General features: G+C 45.4%; 21 protein-coding genes. 14 read left to right on the top strand and 7 right to left on the bottom strand.

Annotated features, from left to right (window positions below):
* Positions 1–15 precede the first annotated feature (15 nt).
* The 3 genes from phnW to phnX are packed head-to-tail and all read left to right on the top strand — an operon-like array spanning position 16 to position 3326.
* Positions 16–1119, top strand: a complete 1104-nt coding sequence (phnW, locus tag AC6I8Y_RS24990) for a 2-aminoethylphosphonate--pyruvate transaminase (protein ID WP_498022169.1) — start codon at positions 16–18, stop codon at positions 1117–1119.
* On the top strand, positions 1119–2477 hold the full coding sequence (locus AC6I8Y_RS24985; RefSeq protein WP_498022168.1) for an aspartate aminotransferase family protein: 1359 nt from the start codon (positions 1119–1121) through the stop codon (positions 2475–2477). Before phnW ends, AC6I8Y_RS24985 begins: the two co-directional genes overlap by 1 nt.
* Before the next feature lie 30 nt (positions 2478–2507).
* The gene (gene phnX, locus AC6I8Y_RS24980) at positions 2508–3326 is read left to right on the top strand and encodes a phosphonoacetaldehyde hydrolase (protein ID WP_394150188.1); all 819 of its coding nucleotides are present in this window, start codon (positions 2508–2510) and stop codon (positions 3324–3326) included.
* Positions 3327–3395: 69 nt separating this feature from the next.
* Here phnX and AC6I8Y_RS24975 read toward each other — a convergent pair whose 3' ends face one another.
* Both AC6I8Y_RS24975 and hisC read right to left on the bottom strand, forming a co-directional pair.
* Complete coding sequence (locus AC6I8Y_RS24975) at positions 3396–4166, bottom strand: ABC transporter substrate-binding protein (protein ID WP_498022167.1); 771 nt, start codon at positions 4164–4166, stop codon at positions 3396–3398.
* A 13-nt stretch (positions 4167–4179) separates the two neighbouring features.
* Complete coding sequence (gene hisC / locus AC6I8Y_RS24970) at positions 4180–5265, bottom strand: histidinol-phosphate transaminase (protein ID WP_498022166.1); 1086 nt, start codon at positions 5263–5265, stop codon at positions 4180–4182.
* 171 nt (positions 5266–5436) lie between these two features.
* Between hisC and AC6I8Y_RS24965 the strand changes: the two genes are divergently transcribed.
* The gene (locus AC6I8Y_RS24965; protein ID WP_498022165.1) at positions 5437–6315 is read left to right on the top strand and encodes a LysR substrate-binding domain-containing protein; all 879 of its coding nucleotides are present in this window, start codon (positions 5437–5439) and stop codon (positions 6313–6315) included.
* Here the strand turns inward: AC6I8Y_RS24965 and AC6I8Y_RS24960 are convergent.
* The gene (locus tag AC6I8Y_RS24960) at positions 6305–7573 is read right to left on the bottom strand and encodes a glycosyltransferase (protein ID WP_498022164.1); all 1269 of its coding nucleotides are present in this window, start codon (positions 7571–7573) and stop codon (positions 6305–6307) included. The two genes, AC6I8Y_RS24965 and AC6I8Y_RS24960, sit on opposite strands and share 11 nt — an antisense overlap.
* 281 nt (positions 7574–7854) lie before the next feature.
* On the opposite strand from AC6I8Y_RS24960, the gene AC6I8Y_RS24955 reads away from it, so the two are divergent.
* The 3 genes from AC6I8Y_RS24955 to AC6I8Y_RS24945 are packed head-to-tail and all read left to right on the top strand — an operon-like array spanning position 7855 to position 10368.
* On the top strand, positions 7855–8637 hold the full coding sequence (locus AC6I8Y_RS24955) for an SDR family NAD(P)-dependent oxidoreductase (RefSeq protein WP_394150181.1): 783 nt from the start codon (positions 7855–7857) through the stop codon (positions 8635–8637).
* Between the two features lie 51 nt (positions 8638–8688).
* Positions 8689–9684: an AraC family transcriptional regulator gene (locus tag AC6I8Y_RS24950; RefSeq protein ID WP_498022163.1), complete on the top strand. Its 996-nt coding sequence runs from the start codon at positions 8689–8691 to the stop codon at positions 9682–9684.
* Between the two features lie 9 nt (positions 9685–9693).
* Positions 9694–10368: an endonuclease III domain-containing protein gene (locus tag AC6I8Y_RS24945; RefSeq protein WP_498022162.1), complete on the top strand. Its 675-nt coding sequence runs from the start codon at positions 9694–9696 to the stop codon at positions 10366–10368.
* A 49-nt stretch (positions 10369–10417) separates the two neighbouring features.
* Here the strand turns inward: AC6I8Y_RS24945 and AC6I8Y_RS24940 are convergent, their stop codons facing one another.
* Positions 10418–10894: a c-type cytochrome gene (locus AC6I8Y_RS24940; RefSeq protein ID WP_498022161.1), complete on the bottom strand. Its 477-nt coding sequence runs from the start codon at positions 10892–10894 to the stop codon at positions 10418–10420.
* Positions 10895–11040: 146 nt separating this feature from the next.
* Here AC6I8Y_RS24940 and AC6I8Y_RS24935 point away from each other — a divergent pair, with 146 nt between their 5' ends.
* From AC6I8Y_RS24935 to AC6I8Y_RS24925, 3 genes are all read left to right on the top strand, one after another.
* Positions 11041–11670 (top strand): cytochrome b/b6 domain-containing protein, encoded by a 630-nt coding sequence (locus tag AC6I8Y_RS24935; protein WP_498023118.1) that lies wholly within the window; start codon positions 11041–11043, stop codon positions 11668–11670.
* 37 nt (positions 11671–11707) lie between these two features.
* Positions 11708–12136, top strand: coding sequence for a MarR family winged helix-turn-helix transcriptional regulator (locus tag AC6I8Y_RS24930; protein ID WP_498022159.1), 429 nt, complete (start codon positions 11708–11710; stop codon positions 12134–12136).
* 278 nt (positions 12137–12414) lie between these two features.
* A complete protein-coding gene (locus AC6I8Y_RS24925; RefSeq protein WP_498022158.1) occupies positions 12415–12705 on the top strand; it encodes a putative quinol monooxygenase in 291 nt (96 codons plus the stop codon).
* A 42-nt stretch (positions 12706–12747) separates the two neighbouring features.
* Here the strand turns inward: AC6I8Y_RS24925 and AC6I8Y_RS24920 are convergent, their stop codons facing one another.
* Both AC6I8Y_RS24920 and AC6I8Y_RS24915 read right to left on the bottom strand, forming a co-directional pair.
* Positions 12748–13215 (bottom strand): LysR substrate-binding domain-containing protein, encoded by a 468-nt coding sequence (locus tag AC6I8Y_RS24920; RefSeq protein ID WP_498022157.1) that lies wholly within the window; start codon positions 13213–13215, stop codon positions 12748–12750.
* Positions 13152–13685: a LysR family transcriptional regulator gene (locus AC6I8Y_RS24915; protein WP_498022156.1), complete on the bottom strand. Its 534-nt coding sequence runs from the start codon at positions 13683–13685 to the stop codon at positions 13152–13154. Before AC6I8Y_RS24915 ends, AC6I8Y_RS24920 begins: the two co-directional genes overlap by 64 nt.
* Before the next feature lie 400 nt (positions 13686–14085).
* Between AC6I8Y_RS24915 and AC6I8Y_RS24910 the strand changes: the two genes are divergently transcribed.
* Positions 14086–14958 (top strand): B12-binding domain-containing radical SAM protein, encoded by an 873-nt coding sequence (locus tag AC6I8Y_RS24910; protein ID WP_498022155.1) that lies wholly within the window; start codon positions 14086–14088, stop codon positions 14956–14958.
* A gap of 53 nt (positions 14959–15011) precedes the next feature.
* Here the strand turns inward: AC6I8Y_RS24910 and AC6I8Y_RS24905 are convergent, their stop codons facing one another.
* Positions 15012–15182 (bottom strand): hypothetical protein, encoded by a 171-nt coding sequence (locus AC6I8Y_RS24905; RefSeq protein ID WP_156110922.1) that lies wholly within the window; start codon positions 15180–15182, stop codon positions 15012–15014.
* A gap of 387 nt (positions 15183–15569) precedes the next feature.
* On the opposite strand from AC6I8Y_RS24905, the gene AC6I8Y_RS24900 reads away from it, so the two are divergent.
* The 3 genes from AC6I8Y_RS24900 (at position 15570) to AC6I8Y_RS24890 (ending at position 18432) form a co-directional block, all read left to right on the top strand.
* Positions 15570–16088 (top strand): porin family protein, encoded by a 519-nt coding sequence (locus AC6I8Y_RS24900; protein WP_498022154.1) that lies wholly within the window; start codon positions 15570–15572, stop codon positions 16086–16088.
* A gap of 102 nt (positions 16089–16190) precedes the next feature.
* A complete protein-coding gene (locus AC6I8Y_RS24895) occupies positions 16191–17153 on the top strand; it encodes a LysR family transcriptional regulator (protein WP_394150169.1) in 963 nt (320 codons plus the stop codon).
* 202 nt (positions 17154–17355) lie between these two features.
* Positions 17356–18432, top strand: a complete 1077-nt coding sequence (locus tag AC6I8Y_RS24890) for an efflux RND transporter periplasmic adaptor subunit (protein WP_498023116.1) — start codon at positions 17356–17358, stop codon at positions 18430–18432.
* The last annotated feature ends 5 nt before the right edge of the window (positions 18433–18437 follow it).

Genomic DNA, 18437 nt, shown 5'->3' with positions numbered 1-18437 from the left:
CAAACGAGACGCAAAATGAAAAACGAATACTTGTTGCTTACGCCCGGTCCATTATCGACTTCCGAAACCGTACGTCAGGCAATGTTGAAAGACTGGTGTACTTGGGATGACGATTACAACAAAGAGATCGTCGAAGTGATTCGTGCCAAATTAACAAAGCTAGCAACTGAGCACGAAGGCTATACAAGTGTGCTCATGCAAGGTAGCGGTACTGCTTCTGTTGAAGCAACGATTGGCAGCTCTATTGGTCCGAATGACAAACTACTCGTGGTCGATAATGGCGCCTACGGTGCGCGTATCGCACAAATTGCCGACTACTTAAACATTGCTACTCATGTTGTTGCCCCTGGTGAGGTAAGCCAACCAAGCCTAGATCAGGTAAAAACCGCACTAGAGCAAGATGCCTCTATCACTCACGTCGCGATTGTTCACTGCGAAACGACGACAGGCATGCTCAATCCAATTGAAGCAGTCGCCACGCTAGCAAAAGAATATGACAAAACCGTGATTCTCGATGCGATGTCGAGCTTCGGTGGTATTCCTATGGATATTGGCGATCTGGGCATCGACTTTATGATCAGCTCTGCCAACAAATGTATTCAAGGTGTCCCAGGCTTTGGTTTTGTGGTTGCTAAACAGTCTGAGTTAGAAAAATGCAAAGGCCGCGCACGTTCACTAAGTCTTGACCTATATGACCAATGGCACTGCATGCAAGCTAACCATGGTAAGTGGCGTTTCACGTCTCCTACTCATACAGTACGAGCGTTCTATCAAGCCTTGATTGAACTAGAGCTAGAAGGCGGCATTAGTGCTCGTCACCAGCGCTATAAAACCAATCAAACAACCTTAGTACAAGGAATGCGCTCTTTGGGTTTCCGTACCTTGCTAAATGATGATCTGCACTCACCTATCATCACATCGTTCTACTCACCAGAGCATAGCGACTATCAATTCAAAGAGTTCTATGACCGATTGAAGGCTCAAGGCTTTGTTATCTACCCAGGTAAAGTCTCAAATGCTGACTGTTTCCGCATAGGTAACATTGGTGATGTTCACCCAGCAGACATTGAACGCCTAATCGGTGCCATTAAAAACGCTATGTATTGGGAGCTTTCATAATGTCGAGCACAGCGACTCACCTTCGCAGCGAAGGGGATGTGAACAACACCCCTGCTCGCCAAGAATGGAACAACAAGATTCAAGACGAGGCGACACAAACGCTACTTAAACGCGATGCTGACGTATTTTTACATCAATCTATGTCTACGCCATGTCTTGATTCTCTGGAAGCCGCCGAAGGCATCTACATTCAGGACACGCGTGGCAAGCGTTATATGGATTTTCATGGTAATAACGTGCATCAACTGGGCTATGCGCACCCTCATGTGATCAAACGAATCACTGAGCAGATGCACTCATTACCATTTTCGCCACGCCGTTTTACCAATGAAACAGCAGTGCAATGCGCTGAAAAACTGACTGAAATCTGCGGTGGTGATTTAAACCGAGTTTTGTTTGCGCCAGGCGGTACATCCGTCGTAGGAATGGCGCTTAAGCTTGCTCGCTACATCACTGGCAATTACAAGGTTGTTTCACTCTGGGATTCATTCCACGGCGCTTCTCTTGACGCGATTTCTGTCGGGGGCGAAGCGTGCTTCCGCGAAGGTATGGGACCTCTAATGGCAGGTGTCGAACGCATACCACCAGCAGTTTCATACCGAGGCGCGTTCCCTTCTCAAGACGGTAGCGACGTCCACTACGCCGACTACCTAGAGTATGTCATTGAAAAAGAGGGCGGTATCGGCGCATTTATCGCAGAAGGCGTTCGCAATACCGATGTCCAGGTACCAAGTAAAGCCTACTGGCAGCGCATTCGTGAAATCTGCGACAAACACAACGTCATGCTGATCATCGATGACATTCCCAATGGCATGGGGCGAAGCGGCGAATGGTTCACCTATCAAGCATTCGACATTGAGCCAGATATTTTATGTATCGGTAAAGGTTTCGGTGGTGGCTTAGTCCCTATCGCTGCCATGGTTACTAAAGACAAGTACAACACTGCTGCCGAGATCTCGCTCGGTCACTATACCCACGAAAAAAGCGCTCTAGGGTGCGCAGCTGCGCTGGCAACGATGGAAACCATCGAACAAGAAAAGCTACTCGAAAAAACACGTGAAGACAGCGAGTTTGTGAGAGCGCGTCTGCAACAGATGAAAGACAAATACTCAATCATTGGTGATGTGCGCGGTATTGGCTTGTTGTGGGGTGTTGAGTTGGTGACAAACCATATCACCAAAGAGCGTGCTTACGATGAAGCGGAGCAGGTGTTATACCAGTGCTTGAATCAAGGACTGAGCTTTAAGGTTTCCCAAGGAAACGTCATTCAGCTAAGTCCACCTTTAATTATCACCCGAGAAGAGCTCACCAAAGCTCTCGATATCTTTGAGCACGCCATTGCTCATGTTTGTCACTAAACAATAAGTTAGAAAATAAGGAATACCACTATGACTCAACCATCCCCTATCCAAGCTGTTGTTTTTGACTGGGCTGGCACCATTGTTGACTTTGGTTCATTCGCACCGACGAGCATCTTTGTCTCTGCGTTTAAGCAAGGCTTCGACTTCGACATTTCATTAGAAGAAGCCCGTGAACCAATGGGTATCGGTAAATGGGACCACATCAAAGCCGTTGGTCAGATCCCAGCCGTGAAAGCACGTTGGGTAGCTCAGTTTGGCAAAGAGATGGACGATGCGGACATTGATGCCATTTACGCGGCATTTATGCCTCTGCAGAAAGCGAAAGTCGCAGATCACGCAGCGCCAATTCTAAATGCTGTCGAGGTCGTGAATAACCTAAAACAGAAAGGCATTAAAATCGGCTCATGTTCAGGTTATCCGCGTGAAGTCATGGACGTTCTTGTTCCTGTTGCGGCCGATTACGGCTACCAACCTGATTACGTAGTAGCGACAGACGATCTGCCACAAGGCGGTCGCCCGGCACCATTCATGGCACTGAAAAATGCCATTGAACTGAGTGTTACAAGCGTCGGCGCGTGCGTCAAAGTTGATGATGCGGCTCCTGGTATCGAAGAGGGTCACAACGCAGGAATGTGGACTGTGGGTCTATTGCTATCGGGTAACGAGGCCGGACTAACGTTTGAAGAATATCAAGCCGCTGATGCAGAAACTCTCGACGCAGCACGCGAACGTGCTCGTGTTAAACTGGGTAAAGCAGCCCCGCACTACTTGATTGATACTATTGCCGATCTGCCCGAAGTGATTGCTGATATTGAAGAGCGTTTAGTCGCAGGCGAACGCCCTTAATCAAGCTGCGGTTAAGGTTACTTCATATATGAAAAAGGAGAGCTTATCGCTCTCCTTTTTAGTGCGCGCTTATTCCGCACCATAAATATCAAAATTGAAGTACTTTGCCGCAATCTTGTCATAGGTTCCGTTACTACGGATATCTTTAATGGCTCGGTTGAATTGAGCGGCGAGTTTCTTGTCTTGCAGTCTTAACGCCAGCGCCGTTCCTTCACCAATGTAAGCTTTATCAGTCACTGCCTTACCTTTAAATTCGAAATTAGCACCTTCAGGCTTATCTAATAGTGCCAGAGCCAATTGATCAGAGTTCCCGAATGTTACATCTAAGCGACCATTCTGAAGATCAAGGTAAACCTCATCCTGACCGTTATAACGTTTGATTGTCGCGATAGAGCCAAAGTGGTCGGTCACATAAGTATCATGGATAGTGCCTTGTTGGACACCAATCGTCTTCCCTTTCAGACCTTCTTTATCCATTTCAAAAGTCGCGCTTTTTGCGGCGACAAAGCGAGCAGGTGTTTGATAGTACTTGTTGGTAAATAACACTCTCTTCTTACGCTCTTCTGTGATTCGCATGGATGCCATAATCACGTCAGACTTACGAGATAGCAGACTCGGGATCAAAGAGTCCCAGCTCTGCGTGACCCAAACACAATCAAGCTCAGCTTGAGCACACAAGGCGTCGGCGATCTCAATATCGAACCCTACTGGCGTTCCTTGGCTGTCTTTATAGTTAAAAGGTGGATAGGTAAAATCTGAAGCCAGCCTGACCTCTTTAGCCTGTACCGAGCCCATGAATAGTGCTGATATGCAAACGATGCTAGTAATAATTTTCTTCATTGGTAAATCCCTTTTATGACAGCTCTACACACTGCTCTTCTGAATAGGTTGTTAATACGTCAATGACTTCAAGCATGCTTGCTTTAGAGCCAATGGTAATTCTTACACACTGCTGCAAAGCAGGTTCGTGAGTCTGGTTTCGAGTGACGATGCCTTTATTTTTCATCACATCAAACAAATCAACGCCCGCGCGCGCCTTCACCAGAACAAAATTGGTTGATGACGGATACACTTCAGACACAATATCGAGTTTCGCCAGTTCTAGACTGAACCAATCACGCGTTGCGATAAGCTCCTCAGTGACCTGTTTGACCTGTTCAAGTCCCCACGCAGAAAGCGATTTGAGGACAATCTTGGAAGAACAATCCGGCATTGGATAAGGTGGAATGAGCTTGTTTACATACTCCATCACCGCACCACTTGCGACAATAAAGCCACAGCGAACCGCCGCTAATCCGAACGCTTTCGACAATGTACGAATGACGACCAAATGTGGGAACTGCTCTATCAGATCCGCTGTTGAAGCCCCCAACTCAAATTCTATGTACGCCTCATCAACCACAACTAGTGAAGACTGTTTTGTCCCTTCAAGTACTGAGATGATATCTCCACGTGGAATCACATTGCCGGTCGGATTGTTCGGTGAGCACAAAAAGACCATGTTGGCATGCTTCGCTTCCTCGACCACCTTGTCTACATCCAAGTTAAAGCATGGCTTAAGAGGTACATCCCGCACTTCAATTGCAAGAGACTCAGCACAAAACTCGTACATAGCATAAGTTGGAGAACAGATGACAATACTGTCCTTTCCTGGCTGACAAAAGGTTCTGATCAACAGATCTATCGCTTCATCGGCACCGCGTACAGCGACGACATCGGCAGAGGTGCGTGCATAGCGCTGGTACGCTTTCGCTATATCCTGAGGTAGAAAGTCTGGATAGCGATTCAACTCCATATCAGCACTATCGTTTTGCACTGGGTGTTCAAGTTCATTGGCATTTAGCCAAACACGACCACTTCCTCCGATACGCCTTGCTGACTGGTAAGGTATTAATTTTTTTACGGCTTGAGGCACAAGCCCTGCGATAAACTCACTCAAAGTACTGCTTTTCCGTTTTATAGTTATAAGTCAAATCAGCTTACAATTGCACTATTAACTGCAATATTTGACTTTCAATTCACTTTATTGGGCTATTTAATCAAATGACGCTTGATTTAAGAAACGAAATATACACATACTAGCCATGAATTTATTGCATGGCTTAATTAAATGAAAAAAACGTTGCCCTCCATCAAATCAATGCAGGCGTTTCTTGCTACCGCCTCTCATCTCAACTTCACCCATGCAGCAAGTGAGCTCAACCTGACACAAGGGGCGATTAGTCGACAGATTCAATCGTTGGAACAGCATTTAGGTACAGAACTCTTCTATCGCCATGCAAGAGGACTATCGCTTACGCCAAAAGGTGAGCAACTTTCACCTCTTATTGAAGAGTCGCTCAATCAACTTCATTCAGCACTAGAAAAGGTCTCTGGAGGAGGGTCGAAGATCAGGCTAAATGCCCCAAGTTGCATCACATCATGGCTACTACCAAGATTGATGGACTTTCAGCAACAGTATCCTGATATTGATGTAGAGCTGACATCAACGATCAAGCACGCCCTAGAGCCTAACTTTGATTCGTTTGATATGGTCATCGTTTATGGAAAGGAAAATACGAATCATCGGCTTCATAGCCAATGTTTGTTTGAAGAAACACTCGCGCCAATCTGTCGCCCCGACAAAATTCCGGCGATAGAGCTAAATCAACAACCAGTCGAAGCACTCAAAGACTACACTTGGCTTCATGCCAACCCTCAGCAGAGTGACTGGAAACTATGGCTTGAACAAACGGGTCACCGTGGGCTGAGCAGCCACAACAACCAACACTTCGCTACGCTTGATCAAGCCATGAACGCGGCTTTACAGGGTTTTGGTATTGCAATTGGTGATACGACCCTCGCACAACAGGACCTTGCAATCGGTCGATTAGCCCAACTCAGTCCAAATACCGTCAAGTCTGGCAACGGGTATTACCTATTGCACCCGAAGACACGACAATCAGAGGCAAAGAGATGCCTGGAGGAGTGGCTCATCGCTAAACGCTAATGACGCCCTCTTGTTTCATCCATTCGATTGCGTTGTCCGCACCATTTTCACTGCGCAATGCAATCGATAGCAGTTGTGCATTCTCTTTAAAGCGCTCATCTTCAACTAATTGACGGAGTGCGCAGGCAAGTTTATCGGCGGTGAGTGCACTTTGTTTGATTGGCGTGGGGCCAAGCTCTTTACGAGCCACTTCAGCCCCCCAAAAAGGTTGATCAGCAAAGAATGGGCAAATAAGCGTCGGTTTACCAGCCATTAGACCAGCAGCGGTGGTTCCCGCCCCACCATGGTGTACCACAGCTGTGACTTGTGGGAATAACCAACTATGGGCTACCGAGTCCACATTGAGAATGTTGCTTGGCAAACTGCCAGCTTTTAGCCCTCCCCAACCTGTCGCGATTATCGCTCGTACACCCGCTTTTTGCACCGCTTCAATGATAATCTGGGTCGTCCGTTCAGGATCCTTCCCAGACATACTTCCAAAACCAATATAAACAGTCGGCTTGTCAATGGCCAAAAAATCAGTCAGGGATTGAGGTGGTTGGTATGTTTCATTATCAGCGGTGAGTTGGCAGTAGCCTGTTATCGCACTGTGATTGGGCCAATCAAGGGGACGAGGTACAAGGTGCTCGCTAAACGCATGCAAGACAGAGACAGGTCGACCATCACTGTGGCTGAGTATCCCTTTGTCTTTTTCTAATGGCGGTAGGTCCAATAACGCCTCTCTTTGGGCATTTAGGTCTGAAAGATATTGACGATAACCAAGATTAATTAAGTGGTAGCTAAGGCGATTTATTATTGGCCCTAGGTTTGGTATGCCTGCTGGAGGAAACGAGCGCGTCTTCACTATCATAGGTTGAAGCGCTAACACGACAGCCGGTACGCCAAACTTCTCGGCAATCGAGACCGCAGCTAGGCACTTGGGGTGATAGATGACAAGTTCTGGCTCTGATTCAAGACCGGCTTGAATACTATCGACTATCAATTGGCGATTGATAGGTTTTGCTAATTTCATCAAACGCAGCGCAGTTTTAACACCACTCACAAGACTCCCCATCTTCTCAAACGTCCCTCCTTCCACCAGCTTGAATAAGTCATCGGAAAGTGGTTTATGAGAAAGCCCGTGCGCCTCAACTAAGCCTTTAAAACGCTGCGCCGCGCAAAGATCAATATAGTGGCCTCTTTGCGTTAGCGCCTTGCCAAGCGCGATGTATGGCTCAACATCACCGCGAGAGCCTATTGTCATTAAGAGTATTTTCAAACCTGTTCGTCCCTATTCACCACTTTGCTGCACGATAGATGGCGCTATCCGATGAGTTCAGTTACCAGATTCTCCAACCATATTGCAAATCCATAGTAGTAATATCAAGTAATATTAGCCACTTAACCATTCAACAGTATCCAAGCGTTCGTTTTCTGATAAGTTGGCGCGATCGGAATTCATCTTGGCACGATCGGATGTCTCTTGGCGCTATTTGATTATCTATACTCTCCTCATCAAATAACAACACGTACCTACAACCTCACTCGGAGAGTATCATCATGGCAAATACAGCACTTATTACCGGCGCATCAAGTGGCATTGGACTAGAACTGGCGAAAATTCATGCTCAAAAAGGTGGTAATTTGGTTCTTGTGGCGCGCTCACAAGCTAAACTTGAAGAGCTCAAGCAAGAACTCGAAAACGAGTTCAACGTTACTGTAACCGTGCTTCCTTCGGATCTCTCAAAGCCTGAGTCAGCGCAGCAACTCTTCGAGCAAACTGAGGCTGCAGGGCTACAAATCGATACACTCATCAACAACGCGGGCTTCGGTGGACATGGTAACTTCCACGAGCGCTCTCTTGAGGATGAACAAGCAATGATGCAGGTCAACATGGTGACATTGACGAACTTGACGCATCTTTACCTAACCGGGATGGTCGAGCGAAACAGAGGTAAAATTCTTAACGTGTCATCTACTGCCTCATTTATGCCTGGTCCCCTACAAGCGGTCTATTACGCAACCAAGGCTTATGTGACGTCGTTCAGTCAAGCTGTCGCGGAAGAAGTGAAGAATCACAACATCACGGTTACGGCTCTGTGTCCGGGTGCCGTGGCGACCGGCTTTGTGGCTGCTGCTGACCTTCAGGGTGTTGAGATCTTCGATAAGGCTAAAACGCCAAAGTCGGTTGCTGAGTGCGGCTATCAAGCAATGGAGAAAGGCGAACTGGTTGCTTTTAATGAGTCTGGATTGAAGTTCATGTTGAATTGGATTGTTCCATTCCTTCCTCGTAAGATGGTACTTAAGATCTCTCGCCAAGCGATGGAAAAAACCGCCAAGTAACCTTTCACTATTAGGTAAACTTCTGTTATTCGACAAGGTAGAAGCATTGAGATGAGAAGAGCTAACAAATTTGTTATCCCACCAAACTGGAAACTGTTGTTCAGTGATCTTGGACTTAACATTGAGGAAGTACTCGCTTACGCAGGACTTCCCAAAGGATTGTTCTCGCAAGAAAAAATCCAGCTCTCTCCTTCTCAATACTTTCAGTTGTGGCGCGGCGTCGATCTCGCAGCACACGGTAAAGAGATGCCTCTAGAGTTTGCAAAAGTAATGAGCTTAGAGTTCTTTGATGTGCCAATATACGCGGCTATCTGTACACCAAACCTCAACGCTGCTGCCAAGCGCTTACAGGAATACAAGCCATTGATCGGCCCAATGCTACTCGATATCAAGAGCACCACAGATTTTACCGATTTAGAGATCAGCTGTTACGGATACGAAGAGCCGCTACCGCTCTGCTTAAACCTGTCAGAGCTTATCTTCTTTACCCAGCTAACACGTCTTGCCACTCGTCAGCACGTAAAGCCGCTAGAGGTGGAGTTGCCTGCGCTACCTAGCGACATCGCTGCCTATGAGTCCTATTTCGGCTGCTCAATTACCAAAGGTGACTCGACGCGGATTCGATTCTCGGCTAAAGATGCGAACACCCCTTTTCTCACGAGCAATCAAGTCATGCTTAACTGCTTTGAGAATGAACTTCAGAAGCAGTTAAATGAGATAGTTGGAGAAAAACAACTCACTGATCGAGTGAAATCGGTCTTGCTTGACGCCTTGCCTCAAGGACAGAGCAGCATCGACTTTGTCGCACGCGAGCTGGCGATGAGCAAACGTACGCTGCAACGTAAGCTGTCAACAGAAGCGCAGAGCTATCAAGATGTATTGCAAGAAGTGCGTCAAAGCCTTGCTCAAGACTACCTCACCAAGTCTGACCTACCCGTAAGTGAGATTTCGTTTTTGCTTGGATTCCAAGAGAGTAACTCTTTTATTCGCGCCTATACGACTTGGAATGGTCAATCACCAAACCAGCTGCGCGAACGCTTAATCTAGGTCATGACTATGAGAAGCTCTCAAACGCTAACAATTGATGAACGGAGTCTAATTGTAGCGCTATTTTCAACACTGGAGAGCCATTATGGACGGTTTGATTGGTGGCCAAGCGATGACCATTATGAGGTGATGCTGGGATCGATTCTGGTACAAAACACTAATTGGCAAAACGCACAAAAAGCATTGGATAATTTACAAGAAGACTTGTCCCCACTAGCTATCGAAGAGATGGAGCTTACCCTGCTCGCTCAAAAAATTCGCTCTAGCGGCTACTACAATCAAAAGGCGAAAAAAATCAAAGCAGTGACGCAGTGGTTTGCAAACTATGAGTATCAAATTGAAAAAGTCCGACAATGTTCTGTTGAGCAGCTTAGACCTGAGTTACTGAGTATCAACGGTGTCGGCGGCGAAACTGCGGATGTCATACTTACCTATGCGATTGGCAAGCCTTCGTTTGTTATTGATGCCTATGCTCGCAGGATATTTTCTCGCTTTGGTCACCAAGTACCAAAAAGCTATGAGACCTTTCGCAATCAGATGCAACAAGCGATACAGCCAGAAACTAAGACCTACGCTTATTATCATGGACTCATGGTTGAGCATGGCCAGCAGTTTTGTCTGACCAAACCCAAGTGTGAATTCTGTCCGTTGGTAGCGACTTGCCGCAGAGTGGGCGTCGACTAGCTAGAGCGAGTATGACTTTACTCTCTTTCTTTTTGTTATAAGTTTTGGATTACCAGCGAGAACGGTAGCTTCGGTGGCAGCTTTTACAGGTTGATTCTGCGACTTTCAGACCACGCTTCACTTCGTCTATCGACTGTTTGTCCACACCTTCAGCGACTTGCTTATAGCCTTGTTGCATTTCGGCTAGGAGTCGATTGAATTTTTCCGGCTTACTCCACACCGACGCTTTCGCTTTACTTCCCTCTTGGGAGCCCGTCTCGAATGCGTTTGATAACATGGTGCTATCAACCGTCAACTGTTCGCTTGCTGCCAGCATGGCCTGCCAATCAATGTCTGACTTTTTAACTTGCTTACTCACGACTTTCGTTTGGTTTTCGATGTTAGAGAAAGCATTTTGCCTAGCCGCTATCATCTCTTCATGAGCTTGAGCCAGACTCGTGTGTGTAATCCCAAACACGGCTAACAAGGTGATCATTGTTTTCATTGCTTTGTTCCCAACTGTACGTTCAGTTATCGATTTCGACATAAATCCTCCTAGCGTTTGATTCTCTGTTTTTGATTAGTGCGATTGCTCACGCCATTTAATTTACACAACAACAGTTGCGTACGCAACTATTGTTGTGTAAATTAATTTCACTTTCCAAACACAATGAGAAAAACACAATGAGAAAAATTAAGATCTGGGACCTATCAACAAGACTTTACCACTGGGCTCAAGCACTGATTTTCTTCGGATTAATGGCAACAGGGATAACTTCGAATGGTCCACATGTTCAACTTGGATTGGCGCTATTCACATTAATTGTTTGGCGAATACTGTGGGGATTGGTTGGTAGTGAGACGAGTCGCTTTTCGCAGTTTGTCCGTAATCCGTTAAACATCGTCAGATATACGCTGGGTAAAAGCACATCCTATATTGGTCATAATCCCCTTGGCGCACTTATGGTCATCACTATGCTAACCACGCTATTAGTGCAGTGTTTGACCGGAATGATGTTAGCAGGGCTATTTGATGGACTGGAGGCATACGGGCTTATCATTCCAGATGCTCTCTATGAGATCTCTGACGAAGTACATATCCTACTTGCCGACCTGCTCCCCATCATAATTGCGACTCACGTAGGAGCAATTGTGATCTACAAGATCTTCGGTAAAGGTTTATTAAAAGCCATGATCACAGGTTATCAATCACTGGACTTCAACCAATCCGTACCCGTACTATCGAGTCAAATCAAAGCGCTAGTAGTGCTAATCTTTGCAATTTTGGTTACGATGACAATAGTTGCTACATCAAATATGTAACTGTATTGATAGTCAAACGACGAAAATGGAAGTAAAAATGGAAAGCGAGTTTAATCGTCAAACAAGTTTTGGCTGGCTTTTGAATGTGGTAGCAAACCACGCATCTAAAGAGTTCGACAAACGCCTTAAAGACAATGGTCTTACCTTAGCTTTGTGGCCTACATTAATGTGTTTGTGGGAAAAAGAAGGGGTGACACAGCGAGAGATCGCGCAAATGTCTAAAGTGGAAAGCTCAACGACAACTCGTACGCTCGATAAACTTGAAACGCTTGGTTTGGTTGAGCGCAAACCCGACCCAGAAAGTCGTCGTTCATTTCGTATTTATCTCACAGATGAAGGTAAGGCACTAAAAGACAGAGTGATCCATCTTCCAGTTGAGGTAAATCGTGAACTGCTTGAAGACTTAGATTCCGCAGAGCAAGCAACGCTTATTAGTCTCCTACAAAAACTAGTCGACAAAATATAACCCCCCCTTTCATGTGAGCAACCTCTAAACGCAGGTTGCTCACATTCTCAAATAATTTTTGAGACAGAATCCAAATGCAAGCCAAGCAGTAAACCTCATTCACCTCTATGGTTAGTAAAGGCATACACGAACTGCATTCAACCGAATCAATTACTATCAAATATTTTTTGATAATATTTCAATTAGTATGCTGTTTTTGGTGATAAAAACTTGTCCTAAGATACACACATCAACACAGTACAGAGCGCAGTTAAGCGCAATATCGAGAGGAAAACCCCATGGCTAAGCTAACTATCGTTGCAAATATCATCGCTAAACAAGACAAAGTAGAATTGGTAAAACAAGAATTACTCAAGCTGATTGATATCACCAGAGCAGAAGAAGGCTGCATTAACTACGACCTTCACCAAGACAACGAGAACCAAGCTCACTTTGTGTTTTATGAGAACTGGGAATCACGCGAGCTATGGCAAGCTCACATGGGTAATCAACACCTTGCCGATTATCTCGCAGCGACAGAAGGTGCTGTTGACACCTTTACTGTTAGCGAAATGACTCACATTGGCTAACAACACCTAACTATTTTTGAAAAGGGGCACATCGCCCCTTTTCTAATTTAAATTGGCCTTATCAACAACCCCTCGATCGACCAAACTCTCTAAAATAGCACGCGTCTTACCTCTGAATAGATCTCGAAGTAATCTAACGGTCGGAGTGATCGACTGGCGACTTGGGCAGATCAACCACAGCTCTGTTGGCATAGGCTTGTATTGTGGCAACACATTAACCACATTTCCCGCCAACAAATCCTCTGACATATCTAGGCATGACTTGATTGCCAACCCTTGCCCCGCAACGCACCAACGACGCACAATATCTCCGTCGTTAGAGGCTCGATTCCCTTTTAGTCGCAACTTATGGTCTTCTTGTCCTTCATTGAACACCCAATTATCCTGCAGTACATCGTGCAGTTGATAAAAAAAGGCCATTGTGTTTCGTAAGGTCCGAGAGCGTTTTAGGGGTACCCTTTTTGCTTGAGATATCCTGGGCTGGCACACATGACTCGAGGTACGCTGCATATCTTAAACCCATACATAGACGAATCGGTCGGCTCGCCATAGCGAAGCGCCATGTCTACAGAGTCTCGATAGAAATCAACATTACTGTCAGATATATTGCTGCGCAGAGTAATATTTGGGTACTCTTCCATAAACTCATCGAGCCAGTTAATGACCATGTTTCGACCAAGATCCGATGAAAGCGCAATCCTCACTTCACCATCAATCACATCTAGGTCATCTTTGATATTCATTTTCGCCTGTGCCAGCATCGCTAAAGCTTGCTCACATTGCGGAAGGTAACGTTCGCCCGCCGCTGAGAGGCGCAGATGACGTGTGGTACGCACAAACAACTCAACACCAAGAAAGCTCTCCACTCGTTTAACCGCCGCACTTGCCGTCGCAGTTCGCATGTCGAGATTGGTTGCTGCTGCAGTAATACTTCGAAACTCTGCAACTTTTAGTATCACTTGCAAATCTTCAAGGAGCATATTATCAATCCAGTTTTGATAGTCATCCTGTGATTATAAACCCAGAGTGACAAAACCGAAGTTACTTAAACAACAAGGCTTTGATCACCAATACTGCCCAGATTTGCAGCGCCAAGTATTCGATTTTTATCCAAAATTCCATATGTTAGTACCTTATCCTTAGGTACTAACAAAACTATCAAGCTGAGCTGAGAATAAAAGTGAAAGATTCTCACCTGATATCTCGCTAGATTAATGCTAGTCATGATGCTCCATTCACGATTATCAACAAAATCTTAAAACTGATTATTCATTTCTCTCAATTATCAACATTAGAACCTACTGATAGACTGCCCACCATTAGGAACCTACACCTGAGTTCCTTTACTACTGGAAAGTCGCAAGACTGGAGAGAAATAGAATGAATTTTGAAGGTAAAGTCTATCGTCCATGGATTGAAGCCAACAGTGTCTTGATTCAAGTCACATTGGGTTGCAGCATGAACCACTGCACCTTCTGTAACATGTTTCGCGATAAACGTTTTAAGGTTCGTGATATCGACGATGTGTTCGCTGATATCGAGGAAACCCGTCGTTACTATCCACATGTTGAATCCGTTTTTCTGTGCGATGGTAACGTAATGGCAGCGCGTACTGATTACTTACTAAAAGTCATCAAGAAGGTTCGCGAAACCTTCCCTGAGTGCAAAAAGCTATCACTTTATAGTGCTCTCAATGATTTCCGACGTAAATCTGTTGAAGACCTAAAGGCACTCAAAGCAGCGGGGCTCGATATGGCTTATGTGGGTCTAGAGTCTGGTGACGCTGTGGTGCTTGAGCGCGTCAAAAAGAACATGACGCCAGAGCAAGCATTAGAGGGTATGGCTATGGCTAAAGAAGCGGGTATCGAAGTTCTGCTGTCGTTTATCTTTGGACTGGGCGGACGAGATCGCTCTCGTGAGCACATCGAAGAAACCACTCGCCTGCTTAACTTGCTGCAGCCAGAGCAAATCGCACCTATGGCACTCGCTATTCAACCTGGTACGGAGCTAGAGCAAGAAGTGAAAGATGGTACTTTCAAAATGCCAACCCAACTTCAGTTGCTCGAAGAAGAGAAATACTTACTTGAGAATATGACCTTTGAGACCGTCTACTGGGGTGACCACGGTAATAACATGATCCAGATGCGTGGCGTGTTCCCGCAGTCTAAAGAGTTCTTTCTCGGTCATGTCAATGACGCTATTCGCAATAACCCAATGGCGAAAGACAACATTATTCAAACCTACTCTTGGTAAGAAAATGAACAACACCCAAGCATTCTCAATGCTTGGGTGTTTTCGTGTCTAGACTACTGCTTTTCAAAAGTGCCCGTGCTTTTGATCATGACATCAAGAAAACCCGATGAACTGGCTTTGTCTGAACTTGATGATTTCATTTGCGACTGCGCCCCTTTTAGTCTCGCCATCAACTCCTGGCGCTGCTTTTCTACATCACTGATTGGCTCTTTTTTGTCAGTCATTATTCCGCTCCAACATATCAATTACCTGGCCTGAGTTAGAGTTCTGGCCTTTATCAAGCAAACCCATTTGTATATCAATCTCAAATAGTTATCCATACCTTCTAGTAGCATGTTTGATAGATCAATTTAATCTATAAAAATCAGCAAATTAAAGCGCTTATAGTGACAAGCTAACCTATTCGCAATTGCGATATGAATCTGCGCTGAGAAGGGAACTTTCGCTGCTTGGCTTAGCTTAGCTTAGCTTGATAAGTAATTCTTATGAGCTTGCTAATTAAAGGTGATTAGTCGCAACAAGCCTCGCTCTTTAGAATGCCGCACATCCCGCAAGGAGCTGGGCATAGAAGAATGGACTCCGTCATTCTCTCCATTAAAAGAGCAAATCAAATGAAAAAAGTTATTCTAGCCGTCGCTATTTCTTCTCTCTCTTTCGGCGCTATTGCTAACAGTAATTACACTGGACACCGTATTGGTGCGGGTCTATCTGGTCTGACACTGAGTGAAAGCGGCTTCGACTTGAAGATGGATACAGGATTCAAACTTGAATACGGTTACGACATCAACAACATCTTCGGTGTAAATACCTCTTATGCCATGAACAGCAAAGGTGCGTATGGCGTAGATTATGATTTTAACACTTTCAAAATTGATACCGATATTGGCTATACCTTTGATCTTGGTGATTTATGGCTAAAGCCATACGGTGCTATTGGTCTCGCATACGGCAATGAAAAAATTTCTGACCGTTCCGGAAGTCTGTCTGCAAGCGACTCTAGCCTGTTCTTGGGCATGGGTGTAAGAGCACAAAGCAAAATGGGTGTTTATGCTGACTTACGTTATGACATGAGCAGCTACGATGGTTTCGATGCAGACTCACTCTCGTTCACTGTTGGCTATCGCTTCTAATTCGTCGCATTTTGTTACCAACTATTGTTAGAGCCAGCGATTTCTTGTTGGCTCTTTGACATTCACTCCACTCGGCATGCTAGCATTACTGGAGAAGCAGTTATGAGAGTTAGTACCTTGGCAAAGAATCGATTCACCAACCTTGATTTAAACTTATTACGAGTATTTAAGGTGCTATTCGAAGAACGCAACATGCGTAAAGCAGCAGAGCGCTTATTTGTTTCGCAACCTGCCGTGAGCCAATCACTACAAAAGCTGCGACACAGCTTTGATGACAAACTGTTTGTTAAAGTCAAAACAGGTTTGGCCCCTACCCCATTTGCAGAGACACTTTGCCAAGAGCTCTTGCCCCTACTTCATCAAATCGAAAGCATTATTAACGCAAGTAGTGAATTTAAGCCTGAAGAGTTAGATGGTGAGATTACTATTGCGCTGTCGCCTCAGTTTGTATTCTCGGTGTCAGGCGAGATATATCGCTATTTCAAAATCCATGCCCCCAAGCTTAAGGTTCACATTATCTCGTGGAATGAGCATACGATGGATGACATTGAGAAAGGTAAGGTTCTCATCGGTATCAATGCACCCATTATCGATAACCCTCCTTTTTTAACTGAAGTCGAGCTTTCAATGCTTGAAGCAAGCATCATGGTTAGAAGAGACCACCCAATAGTGGGGCAAGCTATAATTCCTGAAAACTTGGTGAAGTACCCTTTGGCACGTTCGCTGGTTAGTGATTACAGTAAACTCAACAGTCCGACTGTTGAGGTATTTAACAGACTTGGCTTCGAGCTAGAGGTGGGTTTTGCCTCTGAGTTCCCGGTAGTGTTAATAGACGTACTTCGCCACTCAGATATGTTCATGGGTATTACCAACTGTTTCCCAATCCAGGACTTTCCAGATCTCATCATGCTGAGACCCGATATGGATGTACCAGAAGCTCAATATCCAGCGAACGCCTATTTCCATACTCGTCATGCCAACAGCGAAATGATGAACTGGTTTACCTCATCGATCTCTGGAGTTTTTGAAAACAGCAAGCAACACAACACGATAACAAGCAAATAATCGTTCTTTAGGTACCGTCAGTCATACGCTAACTGAAAAAACAGGCGTTACTATCTGTTGTTTGCGACCCTCATTTCACGATCAACTTCACACCCCGACCATCAAATCGATGAATAACCTTTCATTAACATGACCGAGCTAGACAGTGTCGTTTTAGATTGATTACCCTATAAATTGCAGTTGGTTGTATAGGATAATAATGATGCGCTCTCAAAGTTTATTAATAAAAGCATCAATTTTGAGTACCATAACCCTATTAGCAGGTTGTGGTACTGAAGAAGAATCAAGCGTCGCCGAAGTTGAAGCTTTAACCGTTTCAACAACAAATGTTGCTCTTAGCCCTTCTTACCAAGTAAGACGAGAATATGCAGGTACGGTTAGAGCTGGTCAGCAAGCAAATTTAGGCTTTGAGCTTGCAGGAAAAGTTGAGACGATCCAAGTTGATGTCGGTGACACTGTCACCAAAGATACACCACTGATCCAACTTAATACCGACCTTTTACATACCGAGCTTGGGCAGCTTAATGCACAAGATAAAGAGGTACGAGCGCAGCTCAATCTAGTCAATGCTAACCTGAAACGGCAGCAATCTCTAAAAACGAAAGGCTTCAGCGCGGATGCTGAAATCGATGCATTGACCAGTGAAAAAGGCGTATTGCAAGCCAACCTAGTTCGATTAAAAGCCGCCATCAGCGCGACGAAGCTCAGAATCGAAAAATCAACTATCCTCGCACCTTATAACGGTACGATCGCTCAGCGTCATGTCTCTCTTGGCGATGTGGTCAATGTTGGAACACCAACATTGGTGTTATTGGCCACGGAAGGCAAGGAAGCTTTCATAGGGATCCCAGCCGCTCAGTTATCACGAGTCTCTGACCTCTCCTCTCCCACTATTCGTGTAGATACTCAAGAATATGACGTAGAACTTCTGAATCCCGGAGCAAGGGTCGATACCCAGTCAAGAAGTGTAGGGCTTCGTTATCAGTTACCTGAAGGGGCTGACGTACTTGAAGGTCAGCTTGCTTACCTAGCATTTGATGAGACTATTCAAGACCACGGCTATTGGGTGCCATTGACGGCGCTCATTGACGGATTACGCGGAGTCTGGAACGTCTATGTGGTCGGTGAAAATAGTCAGGTAGAACGCAGGACCGTCAACGTACTTTACGCTAACAGCGAGCAGGCCTTTATTTCAGGCGCTGTCGCAGATGGAGAAGCGATCATTGCAAGCGGTCTGCACCGGGTCGTACCCGGTCAGCCAGTTAAGGTAGCGGAGTAAACTGT

The organism is Vibrio sp. KUL78 (assembly GCF_059725505.1).
Note: the sequence above shows the minus strand (reverse complement) of the source record. Positions and strands in the feature narration are given on the sequence as shown.

Bases quoted from the DNA above. Each gene is read 5' to 3' on its own strand.
- AC6I8Y_RS24965 (WP_498022165.1), top strand. From the start codon at position 5,437: ATGAAAAAAACGTTGCCCTCCATCAAATCAATGCAGGCGTTTCTTGCT.
- AC6I8Y_RS24975 (WP_498022167.1), bottom strand. From the start codon at position 4,166: ATGAAGAAAATTATTACTAGCATCGTTTGCATATCAGCACTATTCATG.
- AC6I8Y_RS24895 (WP_394150169.1), top strand. From the start codon at position 16,191: ATGAGAGTTAGTACCTTGGCAAAGAATCGATTCACCAACCTTGATTTA.
- AC6I8Y_RS24950 (WP_498022163.1), top strand. From the start codon at position 8,689: ATGAGAAGAGCTAACAAATTTGTTATCCCACCAAACTGGAAACTGTTG.
- AC6I8Y_RS24945 (WP_498022162.1), top strand. From the start codon at position 9,694: ATGAGAAGCTCTCAAACGCTAACAATTGATGAACGGAGTCTAATTGTA.
- AC6I8Y_RS24985 (WP_498022168.1), top strand. From the start codon at position 1,119: ATGTCGAGCACAGCGACTCACCTTCGCAGCGAAGGGGATGTGAACAAC.
- AC6I8Y_RS24915 (WP_498022156.1), bottom strand. From the start codon at position 13,685: ATGCTCCTTGAAGATTTGCAAGTGATACTAAAAGTTGCAGAGTTTCGA.
- AC6I8Y_RS24890 (WP_498023116.1), top strand. From the start codon at position 17,356: ATGCGCTCTCAAAGTTTATTAATAAAAGCATCAATTTTGAGTACCATA.
- phnX (WP_394150188.1), top strand. From the start codon at position 2,508: ATGACTCAACCATCCCCTATCCAAGCTGTTGTTTTTGACTGGGCTGGC.
- phnW (WP_498022169.1), top strand. From the start codon at position 16: ATGAAAAACGAATACTTGTTGCTTACGCCCGGTCCATTATCGACTTCC.
- AC6I8Y_RS24910 (WP_498022155.1), top strand. From the start codon at position 14,086: ATGAATTTTGAAGGTAAAGTCTATCGTCCATGGATTGAAGCCAACAGT.
- AC6I8Y_RS24940 (WP_498022161.1), bottom strand. From the start codon at position 10,894: ATGTCGAAATCGATAACTGAACGTACAGTTGGGAACAAAGCAATGAAA.
- AC6I8Y_RS24925 (WP_498022158.1), top strand. From the start codon at position 12,415: ATGGCTAAGCTAACTATCGTTGCAAATATCATCGCTAAACAAGACAAA.
- AC6I8Y_RS24930 (WP_498022159.1), top strand. From the start codon at position 11,708: ATGGAAAGCGAGTTTAATCGTCAAACAAGTTTTGGCTGGCTTTTGAAT.
- AC6I8Y_RS24920 (WP_498022157.1), bottom strand. From the start codon at position 13,215: ATGCAGCGTACCTCGAGTCATGTGTGCCAGCCCAGGATATCTCAAGCA.
- AC6I8Y_RS24900 (WP_498022154.1), top strand. From the start codon at position 15,570: ATGAAAAAAGTTATTCTAGCCGTCGCTATTTCTTCTCTCTCTTTCGGC.
- AC6I8Y_RS24905 (WP_156110922.1), bottom strand. From the start codon at position 15,182: ATGACTGACAAAAAAGAGCCAATCAGTGATGTAGAAAAGCAGCGCCAG.
- AC6I8Y_RS24955 (WP_394150181.1), top strand. From the start codon at position 7,855: ATGGCAAATACAGCACTTATTACCGGCGCATCAAGTGGCATTGGACTA.